Annotated in this window: 20 protein-coding genes; 8 read left to right on the forward strand and 12 right to left on the reverse strand. The window is 67.9% G+C overall.

Features of this window, described 5'->3' with window-relative positions; all coding sequences use genetic code 11:
• Positions 1-202 precede the first annotated feature (202 nt).
• The 6 genes from HPA02_RS14715 to HPA02_RS14740 all read left to right on the forward strand — a co-directional run bounded on the left by HPA02_RS14715 (position 203) and on the right by HPA02_RS14740 (position 4,500).
• Positions 203-790, forward strand: coding sequence for a VOC family protein (locus HPA02_RS14715; protein ID WP_146803964.1), 588 nt, complete (start codon positions 203-205; stop codon positions 788-790).
• 140 nt (positions 791-930) lie between these two features.
• Positions 931-1,419, forward strand: coding sequence for a LabA-like NYN domain-containing protein (locus HPA02_RS14720; protein ID WP_146803965.1), 489 nt, complete (start codon positions 931-933; stop codon positions 1,417-1,419).
• Positions 1,420-1,546: 127 nt separating this feature from the next.
• Positions 1,547-2,737, forward strand: coding sequence for an alcohol dehydrogenase catalytic domain-containing protein (locus tag HPA02_RS14725; RefSeq protein WP_232341062.1), 1,191 nt, complete (start codon positions 1,547-1,549; stop codon positions 2,735-2,737).
• Positions 2,734-3,780 carry a proline racemase family protein gene (locus tag HPA02_RS14730; RefSeq protein ID WP_146803966.1) on the forward strand — a complete coding sequence of 349 codons (1,047 nt, stop codon included), beginning with the start codon at positions 2,734-2,736 and terminating at the stop codon, positions 3,778-3,780. The genes HPA02_RS14725 and HPA02_RS14730 overlap by 4 nt, the downstream gene beginning before the upstream one ends.
• 11 nt (positions 3,781-3,791) lie before the next feature.
• Complete coding sequence (locus HPA02_RS14735) at positions 3,792-4,220, forward strand: VOC family protein (protein WP_146803967.1); 429 nt, start codon at positions 3,792-3,794, stop codon at positions 4,218-4,220.
• Between the two features lie 34 nt (positions 4,221-4,254).
• Positions 4,255-4,500: a helix-hairpin-helix domain-containing protein gene (locus HPA02_RS14740; RefSeq protein ID WP_146803968.1), complete on the forward strand. Its 246-nt coding sequence runs from the start codon at positions 4,255-4,257 to the stop codon at positions 4,498-4,500.
• 8 nt (positions 4,501-4,508) lie between these two features.
• Here HPA02_RS14740 and HPA02_RS14745 read toward each other — a convergent pair whose 3' ends face one another.
• The 9 genes from HPA02_RS14745 to HPA02_RS14785 are packed head-to-tail and all read right to left on the reverse strand — an operon-like array spanning position 4,509 to position 11,882.
• On the reverse strand, positions 4,509-4,841 hold the full coding sequence (locus tag HPA02_RS14745) for a TfoX/Sxy family protein (protein ID WP_146803969.1): 333 nt from the start codon (positions 4,839-4,841) through the stop codon (positions 4,509-4,511).
• A gap of 13 nt (positions 4,842-4,854) precedes the next feature.
• On the reverse strand, positions 4,855-5,577 hold the full coding sequence (locus HPA02_RS14750) for a lipoyl protein ligase domain-containing protein (RefSeq protein WP_146803970.1): 723 nt from the start codon (positions 5,575-5,577) through the stop codon (positions 4,855-4,857).
• 14 nt (positions 5,578-5,591) lie between these two features.
• On the reverse strand, positions 5,592-6,332 hold the full coding sequence (locus HPA02_RS14755; RefSeq protein WP_146803971.1) for a 2-oxo acid dehydrogenase subunit E2: 741 nt from the start codon (positions 6,330-6,332) through the stop codon (positions 5,592-5,594).
• Between the two features lie 11 nt (positions 6,333-6,343).
• Positions 6,344-6,580 (reverse strand): biotin/lipoyl-containing protein, encoded by a 237-nt coding sequence (locus tag HPA02_RS14760; RefSeq protein ID WP_146803972.1) that lies wholly within the window; start codon positions 6,578-6,580, stop codon positions 6,344-6,346.
• Between the two features lie 12 nt (positions 6,581-6,592).
• On the reverse strand, positions 6,593-7,624 hold the full coding sequence (locus HPA02_RS14765; protein ID WP_146803973.1) for an alpha-ketoacid dehydrogenase subunit beta: 1,032 nt from the start codon (positions 7,622-7,624) through the stop codon (positions 6,593-6,595).
• On the reverse strand, positions 7,621-8,718 hold the full coding sequence (locus HPA02_RS14770) for a 2,3-butanediol dehydrogenase (protein WP_244945932.1): 1,098 nt from the start codon (positions 8,716-8,718) through the stop codon (positions 7,621-7,623). Before HPA02_RS14770 ends, HPA02_RS14765 begins: the two co-directional genes overlap by 4 nt.
• 34 nt (positions 8,719-8,752) lie before the next feature.
• Positions 8,753-9,733 (reverse strand): thiamine pyrophosphate-dependent dehydrogenase E1 component subunit alpha, encoded by a 981-nt coding sequence (locus HPA02_RS14775; protein ID WP_146803974.1) that lies wholly within the window; start codon positions 9,731-9,733, stop codon positions 8,753-8,755.
• Between the two features lie 14 nt (positions 9,734-9,747).
• On the reverse strand, positions 9,748-11,331 hold the full coding sequence (locus HPA02_RS14780; RefSeq protein ID WP_146803975.1) for a GMC family oxidoreductase: 1,584 nt from the start codon (positions 11,329-11,331) through the stop codon (positions 9,748-9,750).
• A gap of 47 nt (positions 11,332-11,378) precedes the next feature.
• On the reverse strand, positions 11,379-11,882 hold the full coding sequence (locus HPA02_RS14785) for a twin-arginine translocation signal domain-containing protein (RefSeq protein WP_146803976.1): 504 nt from the start codon (positions 11,880-11,882) through the stop codon (positions 11,379-11,381).
• A gap of 294 nt (positions 11,883-12,176) precedes the next feature.
• Between HPA02_RS14785 and HPA02_RS14790 the strand changes: the two genes are divergently transcribed.
• Positions 12,177-14,177: a sigma-54-dependent Fis family transcriptional regulator gene (locus tag HPA02_RS14790; RefSeq protein WP_146803977.1), complete on the forward strand. Its 2,001-nt coding sequence runs from the start codon at positions 12,177-12,179 to the stop codon at positions 14,175-14,177.
• A gap of 389 nt (positions 14,178-14,566) precedes the next feature.
• Here HPA02_RS14790 and HPA02_RS14800 read toward each other — a convergent pair whose 3' ends face one another.
• Together HPA02_RS14800 and HPA02_RS14805 are read right to left on the reverse strand one after the other, a co-directional pair.
• Entirely contained in the window at positions 14,567-15,439 is an 873-nt protein-coding gene (locus HPA02_RS14800) for a class I SAM-dependent methyltransferase (protein WP_146803978.1), read from the reverse strand.
• A 129-nt stretch (positions 15,440-15,568) separates the two neighbouring features.
• Positions 15,569-17,605: a BTAD domain-containing putative transcriptional regulator gene (locus HPA02_RS14805; RefSeq protein ID WP_146803979.1), complete on the reverse strand. Its 2,037-nt coding sequence runs from the start codon at positions 17,603-17,605 to the stop codon at positions 15,569-15,571.
• Positions 17,606-17,771: 166 nt separating this feature from the next.
• Between HPA02_RS14805 and HPA02_RS14810 the strand changes: the two genes are divergently transcribed.
• Positions 17,772-19,193, forward strand: a complete 1,422-nt coding sequence (locus tag HPA02_RS14810) for an FAD-binding oxidoreductase (protein WP_146803980.1) — start codon at positions 17,772-17,774, stop codon at positions 19,191-19,193.
• Positions 19,194-19,270: 77 nt separating this feature from the next.
• Here HPA02_RS14810 and HPA02_RS14815 read toward each other — a convergent pair whose 3' ends face one another.
• Positions 19,271-20,158: a substrate-binding domain-containing protein gene (locus HPA02_RS14815; RefSeq protein ID WP_146803981.1), complete on the reverse strand. Its 888-nt coding sequence runs from the start codon at positions 20,156-20,158 to the stop codon at positions 19,271-19,273.
• Positions 20,159-20,253: the final 95 nt, after the last annotated feature.

A 20,253-nucleotide genomic window follows, 5' to 3' on the forward strand; every position in this document is an offset into this window, starting at 1 on the left:
GTGACAGCTGTTACATCACAGCTGTCACGGCCCGGCCCCTCGGCGCCTCGGGACGCTTATTATAACTCATTGTAAATAAATAAATTATTCAATCCCTTCGAGTTCCCTACCCGGCTGGCATGCCGCTTGCTCCTCTCCTCCCGGATGCGCCAATCGTGGACATCCAGTGGCAACGCGATAATTCACAACAAGGAGTCATGCCATGTCCTGCAAGCTGCCCCTCAAGTGCACCACCCTATCGCTACTGCTGGCCAGCCAGCTGACCTTCGCCGACCTCCCCGGCATGCGCGGTACCCAGCACTTCGGCTTTACCGTGCCCGACCGCCAGGCCGCGGTGGAGTTCTTCGTCGATGTCATCGGCTGCGAGGCCTTCTTCACCATCGGCCCCTTCGGCCCCTTCGATGACGACTGGATGAGCGAAAACCTGGATGTCCATCCCCAGGCGACCATTCCGGCGGCGCACCTGGTGCGCTGTGGCAATGGCACCAACCTGGAGATCTTCGAGTACACGGCCCCGGATCAGCGCCTCGAGCAACCCCGCAACAGCGATATCGGGGGCCACCATATCGCCTTCTATGTGGATGACATGGAGAGTGCCGTCGCCTACCTGGAGGCGCAGGAAGTCGAGGTCCTCGGACGGCCCAAGACCTTCACCGAGGGCCCCATGGAAGGCCTGACCTGGGTCTACTTCATGGCTCCCTGGGGCATGCAGCTCGAGCTGGTCAGCGTTCCCCATGGCATGGGCTATGAAGCCGAGATGCCGAGCCGCCTCTGGGATCCACGCCACTGATCCCTGGGTCATCGGCCGCGCCGCCGCATTCGGCGGCGCCTTCCTCACCCTCGGGACTGGTCAATCGCCTGTCGAAGAGGCACCCTGGTCACCGAGGCGCCGCCGTGGCGGCACCACCCCGCCACCCACTGGGACACCCCATGACCCCCGTCCTGCTGCTGGTCGATGTGCAGAATATCTACTACACCACCCGCCAGGCCTATGGGCGTCACTTCGACTACAACGCCTTCTGGGCCCAGGCCACCCGGGGACGCCGCGTGACCCGGGCCATCGCCTACGCCATCGACCGGGGCGACGAGAAGCAGCGCCAGTTTCAGAACATCCTCCGCGGCATCGGCTTCGAGGTGCGCCTGAAGCCATTTATCCAGCGCGCCGACGGCTCGGCCAAGGGCGACTGGGACGTGGGCATCACCCTGGATGCGATGCTTCATGCCGAGGCGGCCGAGGTGGTGATCCTGGCCTCCGGGGATGGCGACTTCGCCCTGCTGGTGGACCACCTGCGCCAGGCCCGCGGCAAGACCGTGGAGGTGTATGGGGTGCCACGCTTTACCGCCCAGGCGCTGATCCAGTCGGCGAGCCGCTTCGTGCCCATCGAGGACCACCTGCTGCTGGGAGTCTCCGGCCGCTGAGCGGCCCCGGCGGCGAACAAAAAATTCCCGGCGAATCCGCCCCGCAAACCGAAAAAATCCCCATCGGTGCGCCCGAGCCGCTCTGCTATCGTCAGCAGGGTATTCACCCAACTCAGGAAGCACGCCGATGCACGACACCCCCTCCCCCGAGGCGATTCCCGCCACCATGGCCGCCATGGTGCTCACCGGCCATGGCGACGTGGACAAACTGGTCTATCGCGACGACCTTCCCGTGCCCACGCCGGGACCGGGCGAGGTGCTGGTGCGGGTCACCGCCACCGCCAAGAACAACACCGACCGCAAGGCCCGCGAGGGACTCTACCCCACCAAGGAGCAGGGCGACGTCACCTCTTTCGCCATGGGCGGCGAGCCGACCCTGACCTTCCCGCGCATCCAGGGCGCCGATATCGCCGGGTGCGTGGTGGCCGTGGGCGACGGCGTCGACGCTGGGCGGATCGGCGAGCGCGGCCTACTCGACTTCAACCTCTATGCCGATGCCCGGCGCGATATCAACCTGACCCCGGACTACTACGGTCACGGTGCCGACGGCGGCTATGCCGAGTACGTGGCCCTGCCCGCGGACCAGTTCCATCATGTGCCCAACCCGGAGCTGCGTGATGCGGAACTCGCCGCCATGGGCATGTGCTCCTACCAGACCGCCTACCATATGATGACCTCGGCGAAGGTCGCCGCCGGCGAGCGGGTGCTGGTCAGCGGCGCCAGCGGCGGCGTGGGCACGGCGCTGATCCAGCTGTGCCGCATCGTCGGGGCGATTCCCTATGCGGTGAGCCAGCCGGAGAAGGCCGAGGCGCTGCTGGCCCTGGGCGCCGAGTCGGTGATCGACCGGGGCGACCTGGAGAACTTCGTCGAGCGGGTGTTTCGGGCCACCGGCGGCGCCCCCATCGACGCGGTGATGGACCTGGTGGGCGGCGAGATGACCGACCGCTTTATCGACACCATGATCCAGGACATGCGGGCCCGCACCAGCTACCCGAGGCTCTCCATTGCCGGGGCCAGCGGCGGCAATGTGAGCGAGATCATGTGGACGCGCATCTACCTCTACCAGGTGCAGCTCTTCGGCGTCTCCCACGGCACCCGCGAGGAGGCCGAACAGTTGATCGCCTGGATCCGCGAGGGCCGGCTCAAGCCGGTGCTGCATGGCGCCTTCCCGCTCTCCGAGCTGCACGCCGCCGAGCGCTACTTCGTCAATCGTGGTAGCAACTTCCTCGGCAAGATCGTGATCGTCCCCGACGCTCAATGGGACGAGCATGGTGCCCCCTTCGCCCTGACGTCCTCCCTCCAGGAGCCCTCCGCATGAGCCGCCCGCTGACCTTCCAGATGATGGACACCCACGCCGGCGGCGACGTCAGCCGCATCGTGCTGGGCGGCATCACGCCCCTGCCCGGCGCCACGGTGCGCGAGCAGATGCACTACCTGCGCGACGACGCCGACGGCCTGCGCCAGCTACTGCTCTTCGAGCCCTACGGCATCCCCGAGATGTCGGTGGACCTGATCGTGCCGGCCACCGACCCGGAGGCGGCGGCGGGCTATATCATCATGGAGGTGATGGGCTACCCCATCTACTCCGGTTCCAACACCATCTGCACCGCCACGGCGGTGCTGGAAGCCGGTATCTTGCCCAAGCGCGAGGGCGTCCAGCGCTTCAAGCTGGAGGCGCCGGCGGGCCTGGTCTCCATCGAGGCCAGGGTGGAGAACGGCGTGGTGGAGGCGATCACCTGCGAGGGGCTGCCCAGCTATATCGACACCCATCGGGCATCGATCCATGTGCCGGAGGTGGGTGACGTTACCTACTCGGTGGCCTATAGCGGCGGCTTCTACGCCCTGGTGGAGGCGGCCGAGCTGGGCTTCGACCTGAGCCGCGACGAGGAGCGCGCGCTTGCCGACTGCGCCCACAAGATCGTCGAGGCGATCCAGGCCGAACGGGGCTTCTCCCACTACACCCTGGGCGACGTGGGGCCCCTGCCCTTCCTGCACTTCATGGGCCCGGTGGAGCGGGTCGGCGACGACTTCTATCGCTCCCGCTCCGCCACCTATGTGCACCCGGGGGTGATCTGCCGCAGCACCACCGGCACCGGCACCTCGGCGCGCCTGGCGCTGATGCACCACGAGGGGCGCATCCGGCCCGGTGACCGCCTGGAAACCGTCTCGCTGCGCGAGACCGGCTTTATCGGCACCTTCACCGGCACCCATCGGGAAGGTGAACACCAGGTGGTGGAGAACACCATCACCGGCAAGGGCTATGTGCTGGGGCATACCCAGGTGGTGGTCAATGGTGACGACCCCCTGGTGGCGTGCGCCGGATTGACACATATTCTGGAGGATAACCGCTCGGATCGCTGACAGGAGGCGCCATGAGCCTGCCCATTCGCGGCCTCGACCATCTGGTGCTGCGCATCCGTGACGAGCAGGCCATGCTGACCTTCTATCTCGAGGTGCTGGGCTGCGTGCTGGAGAAGCGCCAGGACGAGCTCGGCCTGATCCAGCTGCGCGCCGGCGATGCCTTGATCGACCTGGTGCCCGTAGACGGCCCTCTGGGCCGCCGCGGCGGGCCGCCCCCCCACGGCGGGGCGTCACAAGCGCGGGACGGCCACAACCTGGATCACTTCTGCCTGCGCCTGGCCCCCTTCGACGAGACGGCCATACGCCGCCACCTCGCCGCCCACGGCATCGAGGCCGGCGAGACCCGGCGACGCTACGGCGCCGAGGGGTATGGCCCCTCGATCTACCTACAGGACCCGGAAGGCAATACCATCGAGCTCAAGGGGCCGCCGGAGGAGTAGCGCCTCTATCTCAGACTATCACGGAGGAAGTCCCATGCCCTTTGGCATTCAAGAACGCGATGCCTTGCTGGCCCTGAGGGGCGTCGGCCCGACCGTGCTCACCCGGCTGGAGCAACTGGGCTATGACTCCCTGCCCCGCCTCGCCGCCGCGGGTACCGACGAGATCGTGACCCGAGCCGCGGGACTGGTCGGTTCCAGTTGCTGGAAGAACAGCCCCCAGGCCCGGGCCGCCATCGATGCCGTCATCGAACTGGCCAGGTCCTGGCGACCGCCCACCTGATCTCTCGGCTATGACTTTTCCGCCCTGGCACGCAGGGCGGCCGCGAAGGCCCGCCGCGCCCAGTCGGCGGCCAGTGCCTCGTCCTCGAAGATCGCCGCCGGGGCCTGATAATAGGACATCCTCACCGGTCGTCCGCCCTTGACGTAGACGAAGGGCTCGAGCCCCTGCGCCTCGAAGTCGCCCAGGCTCTGGGCATCCACCTTCAGGTAGAGGGTCTCGTCGGCCACCAGGGCGAACATCAGGCCATCGTGGTAGAGGCCGTAGCCCCCGAACATCCGCCGTACCGTGATCGGCCCGAAGGCGACGAAGACGTCCCGGAGATAGCCGGTATAATCGCTCATGGCGCATCACCTCCTAGGCGTCCTCGGCTAGGCGCGCCAGCAGCCCGGGCAAGGCCGCTTCGACCCGCGCCTCCGGCAGCAGCTGGCCGAGGGCGATATGGCTGGCCGGCGAGAAGCGTTCCGGGTCGCCGATGGCGGCCTGGAAGGCGTTGACCACGCCGACCAGGGTCTCTGGGGTCTCCCCCACCTGCATGGCGCCATGGGCCAGCATCGCCATATCGCGACAGCCCCGCACCCGCCGCCAGCGCTGGGCGGTGCCCACCAGTTTGCGCTCGCCGATGCGCACATTGAAGCGCCCATCGCAGTAGGCTCCCGGCGCCTCGCCGAGGTTGGGGGCCGTCACGCCCAGCTCACTCAGCCAGTCGCACCAGGGCATCCCCAGGCGCCGGTAGCCCCACTCCAGGTGGGCGGCGGAGCCGGTGACCCGGCAGCGCAGCGCCAGGGCCACGTTGATCACCGCCGGACATTGCGGCACCGGGGTACCGCCGGTGGAGCGGAACTGGATCGGCCACCCCTGGGCCGCGAGCGCCGCCCGAGCCTCGGGAAAGCCCTCCAGACGCTCGTGGCGACGCGGCATCACCAGGGCACGATCCTGGGGCGACCAGGCCACCAGGCCGAAGTCGCCCTCACCGTGACAGATCGACTCCAGCAGCGCCTCCTCCAGGGCCAAGCCCTCCGCCACACTGGGACGGTGCAGGGTCTGGGAGTCGCGCTCCAGGGAACAGGCAGGCGTCATGGTCGAGCTCCGCGTCAGAGTTCATGGTCGAAGGCATCGGCGGCGAGCCCCTCGATACGCGCGCAGAGGGCATCGAGGAAGGCCGCCGCCGGCGCCCCATTGACGGCGCGATGATCGAAGGTCAGCGATAGGCCGATCACCTCCACGGCGCGCCAGCCGTCCGAGTCTGGCACGGCCCGGGACTCCACACCACCGATGCCGAGGATTGCCACCTGGGGCAGGTTGAGCAGCGGCGTGAAGTGGTGCACCCGGGAGCGCCCCAGGTTGGTGACGGTAAAGGTCGCGCCGGTGAGCGCCTTGACGCCGAGCTGGCCATTGCGCGCCTGCTCGGTAAGCGCCCGGCGCGCCTCGGGCAGCTCACCCAGGCGCAGGACCGGGGCATCGAAGAGCGCCGGGGCCACCAGCAGGTCATCGGGCAGCGGAATCGCCAGGCCCAGGTGCACCGCGGCATGCCGAGTGATGCAGTTCTCCTCCAGGGTGGCATTGAGGGCCGGGAAATCGCCCAGGGTCTGGACGATTAGGCGCAGCAGCAGATCCTGCAGCGAGGGCACGGCGAGCCCCCGCCCCCGGCAATGATCGCGCAGCTCCTGCAGGGCATCCAGTCGGGCACTGGCGTGATGGGTCAGCTGGGCCGACTGCTGCAGGCTCTGCAGCATCTTCGCGGCGATCATGCCGCGCATGCCGCGCAGCTTGATCGGCGCCGTGGCGGCCGCCGCCCCCTCGGGGGCGACGGTCTCCTGGGTGTCGAGTCGCATGGCGAACCTCCTCAGGCTTGTAGGGTAGCGATCAGGGTCCCCTTGCTCACCACCTCGTCCTCTTCCTTGGTGATGCTGAGCCGCCCGGAGACCGGTGCCTCGATCTCGTACTGGGCCTTCTCCACCATCACCTCGGCGACCAGGTCACCCTGGGCGACCTCGGCCCCGTCATTGACCAGCCAGGCGGTGATCACGCCTTCGGTCTCGCCCTCCCAGAGGTCCGCGGGTACGGTAATGTCGGTCGTCATTGGGGTCTCTCCTCAGTTGTCGGTCAGCATTTGATGGAAAGCGGCGACGATCTTGTCGGCATTGGGCAGCGCCCACTGCTCCATGGTCGGCGCGAAGGGAATGGGAATATCCGGGTAGGCCACCCGTTTGGGGGCGGCGCGCAGGCGACACCCCGGGTGCTCGGCGACGCTGGCGATGATCTCGCCGCTGACGCCATAGCTGTGGTAATCCTCGTCGACCACGATCAGTCGCCCGGTCTTGGCGACCGACTCGCGCACCGTGTCTCGGTCCAGCGGCACCAGGCTGCGCAGGTCGATCACCTCGGCGGAGAAGCCCTCCTCCTCCAGGGCCTGGGCGGCGCGCAGGCAGTGATGCACGCCGGCGCCGAGGCTGACCAGGGTCAGATCTTGCCCCTCTCGGGTCACCGCGGCCTTGCCGATCTCCACGGTGTAGGCCTCCTCCGGTACCGCCACGGTGGCCCCCTTCTCGGTGCCCAGCCAGCCCATGCCCTGCAGCGCCTTGTGGTACATGAAGACCACCGGGTTGTCGTCGCGGATCGCCGCGGTCATCAGCCCCTTGGCATCAAAAGCGTTGCTCGGCACCACCACCTTCATGCCCGGCAGGTGGGCGAAGGTGCCGTAGAGGCACTGGGAGTGCTGGCCAGCATCCGAGTAGCCACCGCCGGTGGAGGTCATCAGCACCATGGGCACCGGGACCTTGCCGCCGGAGAAGTAGGTATTCTTGGCCATCAGGTTGTAGATGGCGTCCATGCACACGCCGAAGAAGTCGACGAACATCAACTCGACGATGGGGCGCATGCCGTCAGAGGCGGCCCCCACGGCGGCGCCGATAAAGGCGGTCTCGGAGATCGGCGTATCGCGCACCCGCTCCGCCCCAAACTCATCGAAGAGGCCGCGGGTATTGCCGAAGACCCCGCCCAGGGGCCCCACGTCCTCGCCCATCACGAAGACCCGCGGATCGATGCGCATCTCCTGGGCGGTGGCCTCGGCCATGGCCCGGGCGGTGGTCAGCTTGCGGCTGGCGCTCTTGGTCGCAGTAGTCATTGCTGTTCTCCCGCTTGGCGGCCCGTCTGCCCGGGCCGTACGATGATCTTGACGTTACGATCCTTGTGATTGGCCAGTTCCTCGAAGCCCCGATCGATGATCTCGTCGAGACCGATACGCCCGGTAATCAGGGGCTGGACGTCGATCACGCCATCACTGATCAGGCGGATCACCTCGCCGAACTCGCCCTGGTAGGCCAGCGAACCGACCACTTCCTTCTCGGTGGCCACGATGTCGAAGAAGTTGAACTCGCTGGGCTCCTCGAAAATGCCCACCATCACCACTCGTCCCGCCTTGCGGACGCTGTCGATGGCCAGCTTGGCGGTGTGCTTGTGGCCGATGCACTCGAAGGCCACCTGGGCGCCATAACCACCGGTCTCGGCGCGGATCGCCTCGATGGGATCGCACTCCTGGGGATCGATGATGCGGTCGGCGCCCACCTCCAGGGCCTTGGCCTTGCGGGCCGCCGACATCTCCAGCACCAGGACACGGGCGGCCCCGGCGGCCTTGGCACACAGGATGGTGCACAGGCCAATGGTGCCGGCGCCGAGCACTACTACCGTCTGGCCTTCGATGCCCCGCGCCTGGTGCACCGCGTGCATGCCCACCGCCAGGGGCTCCACCAGCGCTCCCGCCTCCAGCGGGAAACGGTCGGGCAAGGGGTAGATCAGGTTGGCCGGAACATTGACGAACTCGGCGAAGGCGCCATCGTTCATCAGTCCGGTAAACGCCAGGTGTTCGCAGAGGTTGTACTGCCCACTGGTGCAGTAGTCGCATTCGCCACAGTGCTGACAGGCGTCCGCCACGACCCGCTGCCCCGGGCTCAGCCCCTCAACGTTCGCGCCGACGGCGACGATCTCGCCACAGAATTCATGACCGAGAATGCACTGCCCCTCGATCCCGGTCAGGGGATGAGGCGTGCCGGTCGGGATAAAGACCGGGCCGGCCAGGTACTCGTGCAGGTCCGACCCACAGATACCGCACCAGCTGACCCGTACCTGGACCCAACCCGGGGAGGGCGCCTCGGGCACCGCAACGCGCTCCAGCCGCACGTCCCGCTGGCCGTGCCAGACCGCTGCCTGCATGGTATTCATGGCCTATCTCCTTGGTTGTTATTGATCACTCACCTCAGACGAAGACGGTTTCCAGCGCCGCCTCGGGCGGCAGGAAGTCACTCTGCTGGGCGAAGCGGATGGCCGCCTCGACCCGCTCATGGGCCTCGGCCACCAGGGCGGCATCCCCCGCCTCGTCGAGCACCCCGGCCGCGAGCAGGGCCGCGCGATAGCGAGGAAGGGGATCGGTGAGCCCTGCCTTCTCGCCCTCGGGTCGGTAGTCCTCGCCGTCGCCCATGAAGTGGCCGGCCAGGCGCACCGTCTCGATCTCGATCAGGCTCGGCCCCAGGCCCTCCCGAGCCCGAGCGATGGCCTCGCCCGCCGCGGCATAGACGCCCTCCACGTCGTTGTCGGCCACGTGATGGCCGGGCATGCCATAGGCGTCGGCGCGGGTGGCATTGCGCGGCACCGCGGTGGAGGCCTGCTTGGCCACCGAGATGCCCCAGGCGTTGTCCTCGATGACGAAGACCACCGGCAGCTGCCACACCGCCGCCAGGTTCAGTGCCTCGTGGAAGGCGCCCTGGTTGGCCGCGCCTTCGCCGATAAAGGCCACCGCCACCCCGGGCTTGCCCTGCATCTGGCGCGAGAGCGCCGCCCCCACCGCCGGGCCCAGGCCCTCGCCGATGATCCCCGAGCAGGAGAAGTTCACCGCGCCGTCGAAGAGGTGCATATGGCCGCCGCGACCGCCGGCGAGCCCGGTGGCCTTGCCGAAGATCTCGGCGACCATGGCGTCCAGGTCGACCCCCTTAGCCACGGCGATATGGTGGGGACGGTGGGTGGCGGTGACGATATCGTCCGCCGTGAGATGGGCGCAGACCCCCACGGCACAGGGCTCCTGGCCGTTGGAGAGGTGCATCTCCCCGGGAATGGGGCCCTTGGCCATGTTGAAGACCGGGGTCTTGCCTTCCATATAGAGCGCTTCGATACGCTCCTCGAGGTAGCGGCTAAGCACCATATGGCGGTACATCCAGCGCCGCTGTTCGGCTGTCGGTTGCATGGAAATCACTCCTCTTAGAGCTCGCCGCGCGTCATGCGCTCGGCAATGTATTCGGCTTGACGAATCGTCAAGGCAACGATGGTCAGGGTCGGGTTTTCCGTGCCACTGCTGGTGAATTGGCTGCCGTCGGAGATGAACAAGTTATCGATATCGTGGGACTGGCCCCACTGATTGACGACGCCATCGCGGGCATTGGCATGCATGCGATTGGTGCCCATATTGTGGCTGGCCGGATAGGGCGGCAGGTCATTCACATGGTGCGCACCGATGGCCGTAAACAGCTCCTTGGACATCCGATAGGCGTGGTTGCGCATGCGCGTATCGTTGTCGTGATCCGCCTTGTGCACCACCGGCACCGGCAAGCCGTACGGGTCCCTCTCGGTGGGATGCAGGGTGATACGGTTGGTCTCCAGGGCGAGGTCTTCCCCGCAGATCCAGAAGCCCGCCATCCGGCTGTAATTCTCCATGGACCGGGCGAACTGGCGTCCCCAGCCATTGGCTGCCCCCGGGTCCAGGAACGCCGCCATGAAGGGCAGCCCCAGATGCAGGGCCTCCAGCTCATAGCCACCGACATGACCGCGAGAGGGGTCGTTGTCATCCCACTCCTTGACGATGCCAGGCACCACGGTGCTGCGCTCCATATGCACCGGATGATCGAACTCCGCATAGGAGCCCCCGGTGACATGGGTCATGTAGTTCTTGCCTACCTGGCCCGAGGAGTTGGCCAGACCATCGGGGAACAAGCTGGAGGCGGAGTTGAGCAGGAGGCGCGGCGACTCGATGGAATTGGCTGCCACGGCGACGAGACGCGCCTTCTGGAACTGCTCCACCCCATCGGCATCGACATAGAGCACACCGGTCGCCTTGCCGTCCCGGTCATGCTCGATTCTCAGGGCCATGCAGTTGGGTCTGACTTCCACATTACCGGTAGCTTCGGCCTTGGGAATCTCCGTATACATGGTCGACCACTTGGCACCGAAGCGGCAGCCCTGCATGCAGAAGCCGGTGACCTGACAGGGCGCCCGCCCGTCGAATGGCCGCGTATTGATCGCCAGGTGCGCCTGCTCGCAGCGGGCGCCGATTCGATTGGCCCCCGCTTCGATGACCTGATAGTGGGTGCTCTTGCCATGAAAAGGCATGCCGGTCGCCTCGGTGCCGCATACCCCCATTTTTCGTTCCGCCAGGGCGTAATAGGGCTCGAGGTCCTGCAGGGACAGCGGCCAATCCTCCACATTGGCACCGGGGATGGCGCCGTTGAGCGTTTTCATCTTGAACTCGTGTTCCTGAAAACGCATGGCGACGCCGGCCCAGTGAATGGTGGAACCACCGACCCCCTTGACGATCCAGGCCGGCAGATGGGGAAAGTCCTCGGCCAGACGCGACGGCCCCACCAGGTTGCGCTGATCCAGCCAGCTGATCTTGTTGAACATCCCCCATTCGTCGTTTTCGATATCCTCCATGGTGAAGCGCTTGCCGGCCTCGAGTACCACCGAACGGATGCCCTTTTGCGCCAGTTCATTGGCGAGGGTTCCGCCCCCGGCGCCGGAGCCGATGATCACCACGAGGCCGTCGTCATTCAGATCGAATTGCCTGCTCATAGCGTTTGCCCTTCTCTTGTTCGCATCGCATCGTTACCCGTGCCCGATCACAGCCAGTCCGGCGTGGCATCGAAGCCGCGGTGGCGGTAGCCGCCCTGTTCCCAGGAGGAGCCTCCATAACCGAACAGGGGCCACAGGTCCGGGTTGTTGTAGATCCCCATCAAGAGGTTGCCCTTGACCTGCGCAAAGAACGGCGTGTGCTGAATCTCCTGCAGCAAGACTTCACGCTCGGCGTCATCCTCGATCCCGGCATAATCGCTGCCATGGGCGGCCCGGGCGCGCCGATCGAGGTCGTCGAGCCCCGTGGCGACCGCGTCGCGTTGCTCCTCTAGCAAGGGTGAGAGGGACGCCAGGTAATAGCGGTCCTCGATCGACTCGTGGGGGTAGATATCGCGGCCCAGGCGCAGCAGGCGGCGGGCCAGGGCGGGCTCGGCCAGGGCCCAGCGCGGCCACAGGCCGGTGGCGCCCAGCGCCAGGCCGCCGGCGGCCAGGGCCCCGGTCAGGGAGAGGAAACGGCGACGGCTCAGCGTCACCCGGGGAGAAGCGGTCATGGCGTGACTCCTCGTCTTGTTATTGGCAGGTCCACCGATCCGGCGGCCACGCCCATGCCATGGCAGCTTTCGTGCCAACCTGGCCAAGAAGAGGGCTAACTATTTGATGAAAATGAAAAATTCAGGAAGAGTGATGAGTTGAAGGGGCGCCCAAGGCGTAACGCCAGGGCGAACGGGTGTGACAGCTGTCCCGGCGCCACCCATTACAGGTGTAACGATGCTCGACCAAGGTCGTATCTCGACTCGGAGGACCGCCCCTTACCTTGAAGACATAACAACGACCAGAGGCACGCCATGACCGCCAGCCTGAGCCAACGCCAGCATGTCGAGACCATTCTCGAGTCCCTGCATCGCCCCGGCAGCCAGGGGGACGCGGCCATTATCGAGCGCTCCTGGCGGCGCTGCATCGACCGCTACGGCCTCGACCCGGCCCGTCCCAGCCCGGCCCGCTACGTGCCCGGCGCCACCCTGCGCGAGCATCAGGACCAGGCCGACGACCTACTGCAGGTGGCCCGCGCCGGAGTCGAGCAGCTCTATCGCCAGGTGGCGCCGCTGGGCTATGTGGTGCTGCTCACCGATGCCCGGGGGATCGCCGTGCAGTTCCTCGGCGCCAAAGCCGACCAGCGCGAACACCAGCGCACCGGCCTCTTTCTCGGCGCCGACTGGAGCGAGGCCCACGCCGGCACCTGCGCGGTGGGCACCTGCATCCAGGAGCGCACGGCGCTGACCTGCCACCACAGCGATCACTTCAGCGCTCACCATATCCGCCTGACCTGCACGGCGGCGCCGATCTTCGACCCCCACGGCCGCCTGTTGGCGGTGCTCGATATCTCCGCCTACCAGTCGCCGGCCACCAAGGACTCCCAGACCTTCGCCCTGCAACTGGTGAAATACACCGCCAAGATGATCGAGGATGCCTACTTCCTGCAGCGCTATGGCGATCACCCCATCGTCTGCCTGGATCGCTCCCGGGAGTTCGTGCAGATCAATCGCCGCTACCTGCTGGCCCTCGAGGAGGACGGCAGCCTGGTGGCGGCCAATACCGCCGGACGCAAGCTGCTGCGCCACCACGAGTTGCCGCTGCCCGAGGGCGGCGAGGCCCGCCCCTTCAAGGCCTGGAATATCCAGGATCTGCTCGATGCCCGGGTCGACGAGGTCATGGCCATTCCCCGACATAGCGACGATCGGGTCCAGGCTTTCCATACCCGCCGCCACAGGGAGATTCACTTCGCCACCCTGATCGAGCCGCCACGCCGCGCGACCGGCGGCGCGACGCCGAGCCGCGACAGCAGCCTGGCCCCCCTGGAGGCCCTGGCCGACGATGACCCCAGCATGCGTGACACCCTGACCCGGGCCGCCCGGCTGCGCAACGAGCCGATCAATATCCTGGTGATGGGCGAGACCGGCACCGGCAAGGAGCGCATGGCCCGGGCCCTGCACGACTCGAGCCGGCGCCGCGACCAGCCCTTCGTGGCCATCAACTGCGCCGCGATGCCGGAATCGCTGATCGAGAGCGAGCTCTTCGGCCACGAGGCCGGCAGCTTCACCGGCGCCCGCAGCCAGGGCATGAAGGGGCTGATTGCCCAGGCCGATGGCGGCACCCTCTTCCTCGACGAGATCGGCGACATGCCGCTGCAGCTGCAGACCCGGCTGCTGCGGGTGCTGGCCGAGCAGGAGGTGCTACCCATCGGCGCCAGCCGCCCCATCAAGGTCGACCTGCGGGTCGTCGCCGCTACCCACCGCGACCTGCGCGAGCTGATCGCCGCCGGGCGCTTCCGAGAGGACCTCTACTATCGCCTCAACGGCGCCAGCCTGCGCCTGCCACCGCTGCGCGAGCGCGCCGACAAGGGCTACCTGATCCGCCAGATCTTCGCCGAGCTCAACCACGAGCGCGGCGGCCGGGCACGGCTGCGTGGCGACGCCATCAGCGCCCTGCTCGCCTACCCCTGGCCGGGCAATATCCGCGAGCTGCACAACGCCCTGCGCTATGCCCTGGCCACCGGCGACGGCGAGGAGGTGGTGGTCGGCGACCTGCCGGAGGAGTGCCTCCACGGCCAGCTGGCGCATCCTGGCGCCGGGCGCCCCACCACCGCGGTCGACGACGACGCCCGCCCGCCGGCGTCGGCCCCGCGCCCGCTGGAACAGGACCTGCTCTACCGGGCGCTATGTCGCCAGCAGTGGAATGTCAGCGCCGTGGCCCGGGAACTGGGGCTGTCACGCCCCACCATCTACCGGCGCATGAAGCGCCTGGGCATCGTGCCGCCCAACCAGCAGAACCCGCCGACACTGAGTTGAACCGCCCTCGCTCCGGGCGTCTCGGCAATGGGCCGCCTCACGCCAGGCGACTCGATCAATTCGACGGGAAGTCGCGGAAGGCGGCGTCCGCTGGACGCCCGGGCCATCGAGAATCCGGGTAACGGCCCGGAAGGCATGACCCGCGAGGCACGCATCGAGGAGGATGGGCAGTTTACGAGGAGTTATGCCGGGCACGCCGAACCTCCTGCGCGCCGCGATCGGACCAAGCAGCATGAAGACATCCTGCAGGTAGTCCGTATATTCGCTCATGCCTCCTGCCTCGCCATTTTGTGGTCCGAACCGGCGTTGCCGCCATCGATCATGGTCCCATATGCCGGCGCGTCATCGAGTTCCTCAAGCCGGGGCGCGGATGGTCGGGCCGGCCTGGCTCAGGCGCCCCCCGGCTTGAGCGCGGTAATCGTCCAGGAGCTCGAACCCATGACGATACGGCCCGCCTTCTCGAAGGGGGCCAGGGCCTGGCGCAGCGCCTCCTCGATCTCGGGGCGCTGGCGCTCGGCCTCCTCCCCCGCCTCGCGGAACACCTCGCCGGCCGGTCCCAGGGCGAGCTGGAAACGCATGGCGTTCTCCACCGAGTCGCCCACCTCCACGGGGCCGTCGTTGCGCTCGAAGGCGATGCTCTCGAAGCCGGCGATCTCCAGCTGTTGGGTGACCACCTCGGGATTGGCCATGGAGAAGGGCCCCGGACCACAGCTGCGGGCGCCCTCGCCGGGGGGCGGCAGGAAGTCCAGCACCACCTGTTTGGGCAGGCCAAGCCAGGGGTTGTCCGCGATATCGCGCCAGACGATAAACATCAGCTTGCCGCCCGGCTTCAGGGCCTGGTGGAGATTGCGCATGGCCGGCACCGGATGCTCGAAGAACATCATACCGAAGCGCGAGAAGCACAGGTCGTAGTCCGGCTCGAAGGGGTAGCGCTCTACGTCGGCGGCCACGAAGGTGACGTTGTCGATGCCCGCCGCCGCGGCGCGTCGTCGGGCATCCTCGAGAAACTGCTCGACGCAATCCAGGCCCAGCACCTCGCCCCGAGGACCGGTCCGGCGAGCCAGCTCGATGGCGGTATCGCCCCAACCACAACCGACATCGAGGACCCGGCTGCCCGGGGTGATGGAGAGGTGGTCGAGGGGGATCCGGCTATGGTAGCTCAGGCCATTCATCAGGATATTCTGGAAACGGTCGAACTTCTCGGCCAGGGTGTCGTTCCAGAACTCGACATACTCGCTGGCCGCTGGTGGGGTCTGGTTCATGGCACATCTCCGCATGGGAGCCATGGGATCGCGACACCTTGGTGCCGCCGGTCGGCAGCGGGGCATCGGCTTTTCCTCGTCTCGCCGCCTCCCTAACAGTTCTAGCAGTTGGTCCCCCTTCCTGCTGCTCTAGTCGAACCCCGCCCGACGCAGCCCCTCCAGATAGTGTTCGGCATCGGCGTCGCGCCGGTAGGGGTCGAGCGCGGCTAGCCACTCCAGGCAACCGATATGCGTGGGGAAGGTGCCGCGAGCCAGTTGATAATGATAGTGCCGATAGACGGTATCGCGGTGATGGCGGCCCTGCTCTAGCTGGCCGAGGTGAGCATGGGCCGCGGCGAGGAAGGCCGGCGTATTGCAGAAGGCCTGGGGCGCCGTGGCCAGGGTGTTGATGGCCTCGCCATAGCGCCGGGCGCTGAAGAAGGCGATCCCGGCCATGCCGGCGTACCACTCAGGTCGATAGGGGGCCAGGCGTAACGCCTTGCGCGCCGCCTCCACCCCGCGTTCGGGGTCGCCGATCAAGGCCAGGGCGAAGGCGGCATGGGCGAGCACGTCGGCATCGTTGGGGTTGAGGGCGAGGGCCAGCGTCAGCTCCCGGTCGGCGGCCTCGTAGCGCCGTGCGTAGAGCTCGGCCAGGCCCAGCATGCAGTGGGCACGATGATCGTGCTCGTCCAGGGCGACCGCCCGACGGCCGAGCGCCAGGGCCTCGTCCTGCAGGAATACCCAGTGCTGCCAGGCGTAGCAGGCCCATTCGTCCAGGTGCGCCAGGGCCAGCCCGACGTAGGCCCGGGCGAACCGCGGATCCCGGGCCAGTGCCTGCCGGAAGCAGCGCCGCGCCTCCTGGATCGCCGGCAGGTCCGGGTGGCGCAGAGCATGCCAGCCGCGCAGCCAGAGGTCATAGGCCCGCCAGTCCCGGGGCGGGATCCGCCGGGTTCGGGTCAGGCGGTCATCCTCGATCCGCCCGACCAGGCGACCGACGAGTTGCGCAACGATCTCGTCCTGTACCGCGAAGAGCTCGTCGCGCCGGCAGTCGTAGCGCTCCGCCCAGACCTGGCGCCCCCCTTCGGTCGCCAGCAGGCGGGCGGTGAGCCGCAGCCCCTCTCCGAAGCCGCGCAGCCGCCCGTCGAGGAGATAATCGACGCCGAGTTCGCGACCGATCCGTTCCCGGCTGGCCCCGCTATGGCGATAAGCCAGGGCGCTGGCCGGGGCGATCACCTCGAGCTCGCGGAAGCGACCCAGCTCGGTGGCGATGTCTTCGGCCAGGCCCTCACCCAGGTGACGCACTCCCTCCTCGGCCGGCTCCAGGGCCAGGACGGCCAACGCCGGCAGCCCAGAGGGCTCGCCGCGGCGCCATCGGCGTGTCGCAGCGGCGGCCTCGATCACTTCGGGGCGCTCGGGCAGGTCATCGCTTTCCCAGGCCAGGTCGGCTGCATCGCCCGGCAGCAGCGCCAGTAGCTCCTGCCGCAAGCGTTCGGTCTGCGAAGCGGGCTGGGCGCCGAGTTCGGCGGCGAGCCGTTCGCCGAAGCGGCGATACTGTGCGAGCGCCGACCCGATCCGGTCCTGATAGAGGTAGAGGCGCATCAGCACGCGCAGCACCCCTTCGTCCAGCGGATCATCCGCCAATAACCGCAGGGCGAGTTGAATCCCCGGATCGATGGCGCCGGTGATGACGTAGTGGTCGAGCAAGCGACGCATCAGCTGCTGCAACTGCTCTTCCAGGCGGCAGCGCTGGGCCACCAGCCACGCCTCGTAGGCCTCGCCGCAGTCGGCCATGCCCTCCAGGAAGGGGCCACGATATTGGGCAAGCGCCCGCTCCAGGGTCTCCGGGGTGCCATCGGCCACCCGCCGCTCGAACGTCTCCAGATCGACCTCGAACGCCTGCGGCTCCACGGCCACCTCGCGGGCCCCGATGATCAGGCCGTCGCGCACCGCCGGCGGCAACGCATGCCGCAGCCGGGACAGCGCCTGGCGCAGGTTGGCACGGGCCCGTGACTCCGCCATGTCGTCCCACAGCAGGCCAGCGAGCCGCTCCCGCGTCTCCCGCCGGGACGGGCTCGCCACCAGGTAGGCCAGCAGGGCCTCGACCTTGCGGGTCGGGAAGACGAGCGCCTGCCCGTCCGGCGTGTGGCAGGCGAACGGGCCCAGCAGCGAGGCATGCAGTCGAATCATGAGCGATCCTCCTGCCTCCAGCCTATCCCCGGATGCGGATCGCTGCCCGATTTCATTCCCTCGACCGTCACGCCGTCGTCACGCTTGCGGGACGCTCACTCTGCTATGCCTGAGGCAAAACCCCAGGGGGAAGCCGGCTCGATACCCCCAGGCCGGGAGGTGCGAGATGAAAATCACCGATATCGAGACGGGGCATAACGCCCCGAGCGCGAAAGACATTCAAGCCCTGGAACAACGCTTGCACGGCGCCCTGGTGCGACCGGGGGGGGCGGGTTACGACACGGCACGCCGGGTCTACAACGCCCAGCATGATCGCCGCCCCGCGCTGATCGTCCAGGCCGTGGATGTCGCCGACGTGATGGCCGGGGTGACCTTCGCCGGCGAGCACGATCTTCCCCTGGCCGTACGCGGCGGTGGACACAGCGTGCCAGGCTTCAGGACCTGCGACGACGGCCTGGTCCTCTCCCTCGAGCGCATGCGCGGCATCCGGGTCGATCCTGGCTCTCACCGTGTGCGGGCCGAGGGCGGCTGCACCTGGGCCGACCTCAACCATGCCACGGCCGCCTTCGGCCTGGCGACCACCGGCGGCATCGTCTCCACCACCGGCATCGCCGGGCTGACGCTGGGCGGCGGCCTGGGCCATCTGGCGCGGCGCTGCGGGCTGACCTGCGACAACCTGGTCTCGGCGGACCTGGTCACCGTCGAGGGTCGCTTTCTGACCTGCTGCGAAGGCCGCCACGAGGAGCTGTTTTGGGCCATCCGCGGCGGCGGCGGTAACTTCGGCGTAGTCACCTCCTTCGAGTACCGCCTGCACGAGGTGGCCAATATCCTCGGCGGCCCGACCTTCTATCCGCTCGAGGCCGGGGTCCTCCAGGCTTACCGGGAGCTGATCGCCGAGGCCCCCGAGGCGCTGGGGGCGATCCTCGGCATTACCCTGGCGCCACCGCTCCCCTTCGTCCCCGAGGCCTGGCACGGCCGCCCGATGGTCGTAGTGCTGACCTGCTGGAGCGGACCGGTAGGCGAGGACGACGCGATACGCGAGCGGCTCGGCCGCCTCGGCCCCGTGCTGGGGCAGGCCGTCCAGCGCATGCCCTACCCGGTGATCAACACCCTGTTCGACGAACTGTTGCCCGCCGGGCTGCATCACTACTGGAAGGGCTGCTTCAGCCGAGAACTGAGCGACGCGGCGATCGCCGTGCATCTCGACTTCGGGTCACGCCTCCCCTGCCCACAGACCGCCACTCTACTGTTCCCCATCGATGGAGCCTGCCAGCGTGTCGCCCCGGAGGCCACGGCGTTCGCCTACCGGGAGGCGACCTTCGCCACCGCCCTCGGGCCGAGCTGGCCGGACGCACGCGACAGCGAGGCCAATATCGCCTGGGGACGGGCCTACTATCAGGCGCTGCGCCCTCACTCCCAGGCGGGTGGCTATGTGAACTTCATGTCCGCGGACGACACCGAGCGGGTAGCCGCCAACTACCGGCAGAACCATGATCGCCTGGTCGCGCTCAAGACTCGCTTCGATCCGAACAACCGATTTCGGCTCAATCACAATATTGCCCCCGGCGCCCCCTCCGACACGGCCTAAAAGCGCGTCCTTGGCAGCGAAGCCCCTCGACGAGCGGAACTCCCAGAGCCAGCTCGAGATGGCGCGGCGCCTCCGGTTCAGGCGTTATAGACCACCCGCCCCAGCTCGCCGAGGTCATAACCGTCCAGCGCCGCCGCTCGCTCGGCGAAGCGCGGCTCCCGGGTAAAGGCCAGCAGGCGCTGGATCGGTGCCTCAAAGTAGTCCCGGCGGCGCATCAGCAGATCGAAGGGCTCCCAGTGCAGGGGCAGGAAATCCACGCCCTGGCGGCGCGCCGCCGCCGCCACCCCCAGGCCCGCGTCGGCCTCCCCCTGGCGCACCGCCAGGGCCAGGTCGTCCTCGCTCAGGGCCAGGTGATGCGCGAAGCAAAGCGCCTCGGCCTCGACCCCCTGGCGCGCCAGCAGGTAGCGCAGCAGCCGTTCGGCCCCGGCGTCCGGCTGACGCCGGGCCACCACTACCCCCGGCCGGGCCAGGTCCACCAGGCCGCGGAGGGCGAGCGGATTGCCCGGGGCGAGCAGGAGCCCCTGGCGGCGGCGCCCCCAGCGCAGCGCCACCAGGTCGCCCATGGCGCCCAGGCCCAGGCGTTCCGGCCGGTTGTATTCGCCGCTTTCGGGATCGATCAGGTGCACCCCGGCCAGCATGGCAGCGCCTTCGGCCAGGCGTCGCACCCCATCGCCGCTGCCGTGACAGAGCAGCGCCAGGTCACAGCCGCTCTCGCGCACCGCCCACTCCAGCAATGGGTCCTGGCTGCCCGCCAGCACCGGGGGCGGCATCCGGCGGGCGGCCCGGTCCCCCTCCAGGTGGTGCATCAGCCACAGGTCCAGGCTATGGCGGGGAAACAGCAGCTTGCCGGTGACCCGGGTGCAGGGGATCACTCCCTGGGCGGCCAGGTCGTAGAGCTTGCGTTCTTTCAGCCGTAAATAGGCGGCCGCCTCACTGGTGGTCAGATAGGTCGCTGTCGATTCCATGCGCTCTCCCTCGGGTGTTCCCACGGCGCCACCGCGCGTCGTATCGACGCCAGGGGGCGTCGTCTCACTGCATTATCCTGCATATTTTCCAGCCT

It is taken from the genome of Bisbaumannia pacifica, from assembly GCF_007989625.1.
Taxonomy (GTDB): domain Bacteria; phylum Pseudomonadota; class Gammaproteobacteria; order Pseudomonadales; family Halomonadaceae; genus Bisbaumannia; species Bisbaumannia pacifica.

Excerpts from the sequence above, each read along its gene's own strand:
- HPA02_RS14810 (WP_146803980.1), top strand. The coding sequence starts at position 17,772 with ATGAAAATCACCGATATCGAGACGGGGCATAACGCCCCGAGCGCGAAA.
- HPA02_RS14725 (WP_232341062.1), top strand. The coding sequence starts at position 1,547 with ATGCACGACACCCCCTCCCCCGAGGCGATTCCCGCCACCATGGCCGCC.
- HPA02_RS14785 (WP_146803976.1), bottom strand. The coding sequence starts at position 11,882 with ATGACCGCTTCTCCCCGGGTGACGCTGAGCCGTCGCCGTTTCCTCTCC.
- HPA02_RS14780 (WP_146803975.1), bottom strand. The coding sequence starts at position 11,331 with ATGAGCAGGCAATTCGATCTGAATGACGACGGCCTCGTGGTGATCATC.
- HPA02_RS14745 (WP_146803969.1), bottom strand. The coding sequence starts at position 4,841 with ATGAGCGATTATACCGGCTATCTCCGGGACGTCTTCGTCGCCTTCGGG.
- HPA02_RS14805 (WP_146803979.1), bottom strand. The coding sequence starts at position 17,605 with ATGATTCGACTGCATGCCTCGCTGCTGGGCCCGTTCGCCTGCCACACG.
- HPA02_RS14760 (WP_146803972.1), bottom strand. The coding sequence starts at position 6,580 with ATGACGACCGACATTACCGTACCCGCGGACCTCTGGGAGGGCGAGACC.
- HPA02_RS14790 (WP_146803977.1), top strand. The coding sequence starts at position 12,177 with ATGACCGCCAGCCTGAGCCAACGCCAGCATGTCGAGACCATTCTCGAG.
- HPA02_RS14775 (WP_146803974.1), bottom strand. The coding sequence starts at position 9,733 with ATGCAACCGACAGCCGAACAGCGGCGCTGGATGTACCGCCATATGGTG.
- HPA02_RS14750 (WP_146803970.1), bottom strand. The coding sequence starts at position 5,577 with ATGACGCCTGCCTGTTCCCTGGAGCGCGACTCCCAGACCCTGCACCGT.
- HPA02_RS14770 (WP_244945932.1), bottom strand. The coding sequence starts at position 8,718 with ATGAATACCATGCAGGCAGCGGTCTGGCACGGCCAGCGGGACGTGCGG.
- HPA02_RS14720 (WP_146803965.1), top strand. The coding sequence starts at position 931 with ATGACCCCCGTCCTGCTGCTGGTCGATGTGCAGAATATCTACTACACC.
- HPA02_RS14800 (WP_146803978.1), bottom strand. The coding sequence starts at position 15,439 with ATGAACCAGACCCCACCAGCGGCCAGCGAGTATGTCGAGTTCTGGAAC.
- HPA02_RS14730 (WP_146803966.1), top strand. The coding sequence starts at position 2,734 with ATGAGCCGCCCGCTGACCTTCCAGATGATGGACACCCACGCCGGCGGC.
- HPA02_RS14755 (WP_146803971.1), bottom strand. The coding sequence starts at position 6,332 with ATGCGACTCGACACCCAGGAGACCGTCGCCCCCGAGGGGGCGGCGGCC.
- HPA02_RS14740 (WP_146803968.1), top strand. The coding sequence starts at position 4,255 with ATGCCCTTTGGCATTCAAGAACGCGATGCCTTGCTGGCCCTGAGGGGC.
- HPA02_RS14815 (WP_146803981.1), bottom strand. The coding sequence starts at position 20,158 with ATGGAATCGACAGCGACCTATCTGACCACCAGTGAGGCGGCCGCCTAT.
- HPA02_RS14735 (WP_146803967.1), top strand. The coding sequence starts at position 3,792 with ATGAGCCTGCCCATTCGCGGCCTCGACCATCTGGTGCTGCGCATCCGT.
- HPA02_RS14765 (WP_146803973.1), bottom strand. The coding sequence starts at position 7,624 with ATGACTACTGCGACCAAGAGCGCCAGCCGCAAGCTGACCACCGCCCGG.
- HPA02_RS14715 (WP_146803964.1), top strand. The coding sequence starts at position 203 with ATGTCCTGCAAGCTGCCCCTCAAGTGCACCACCCTATCGCTACTGCTG.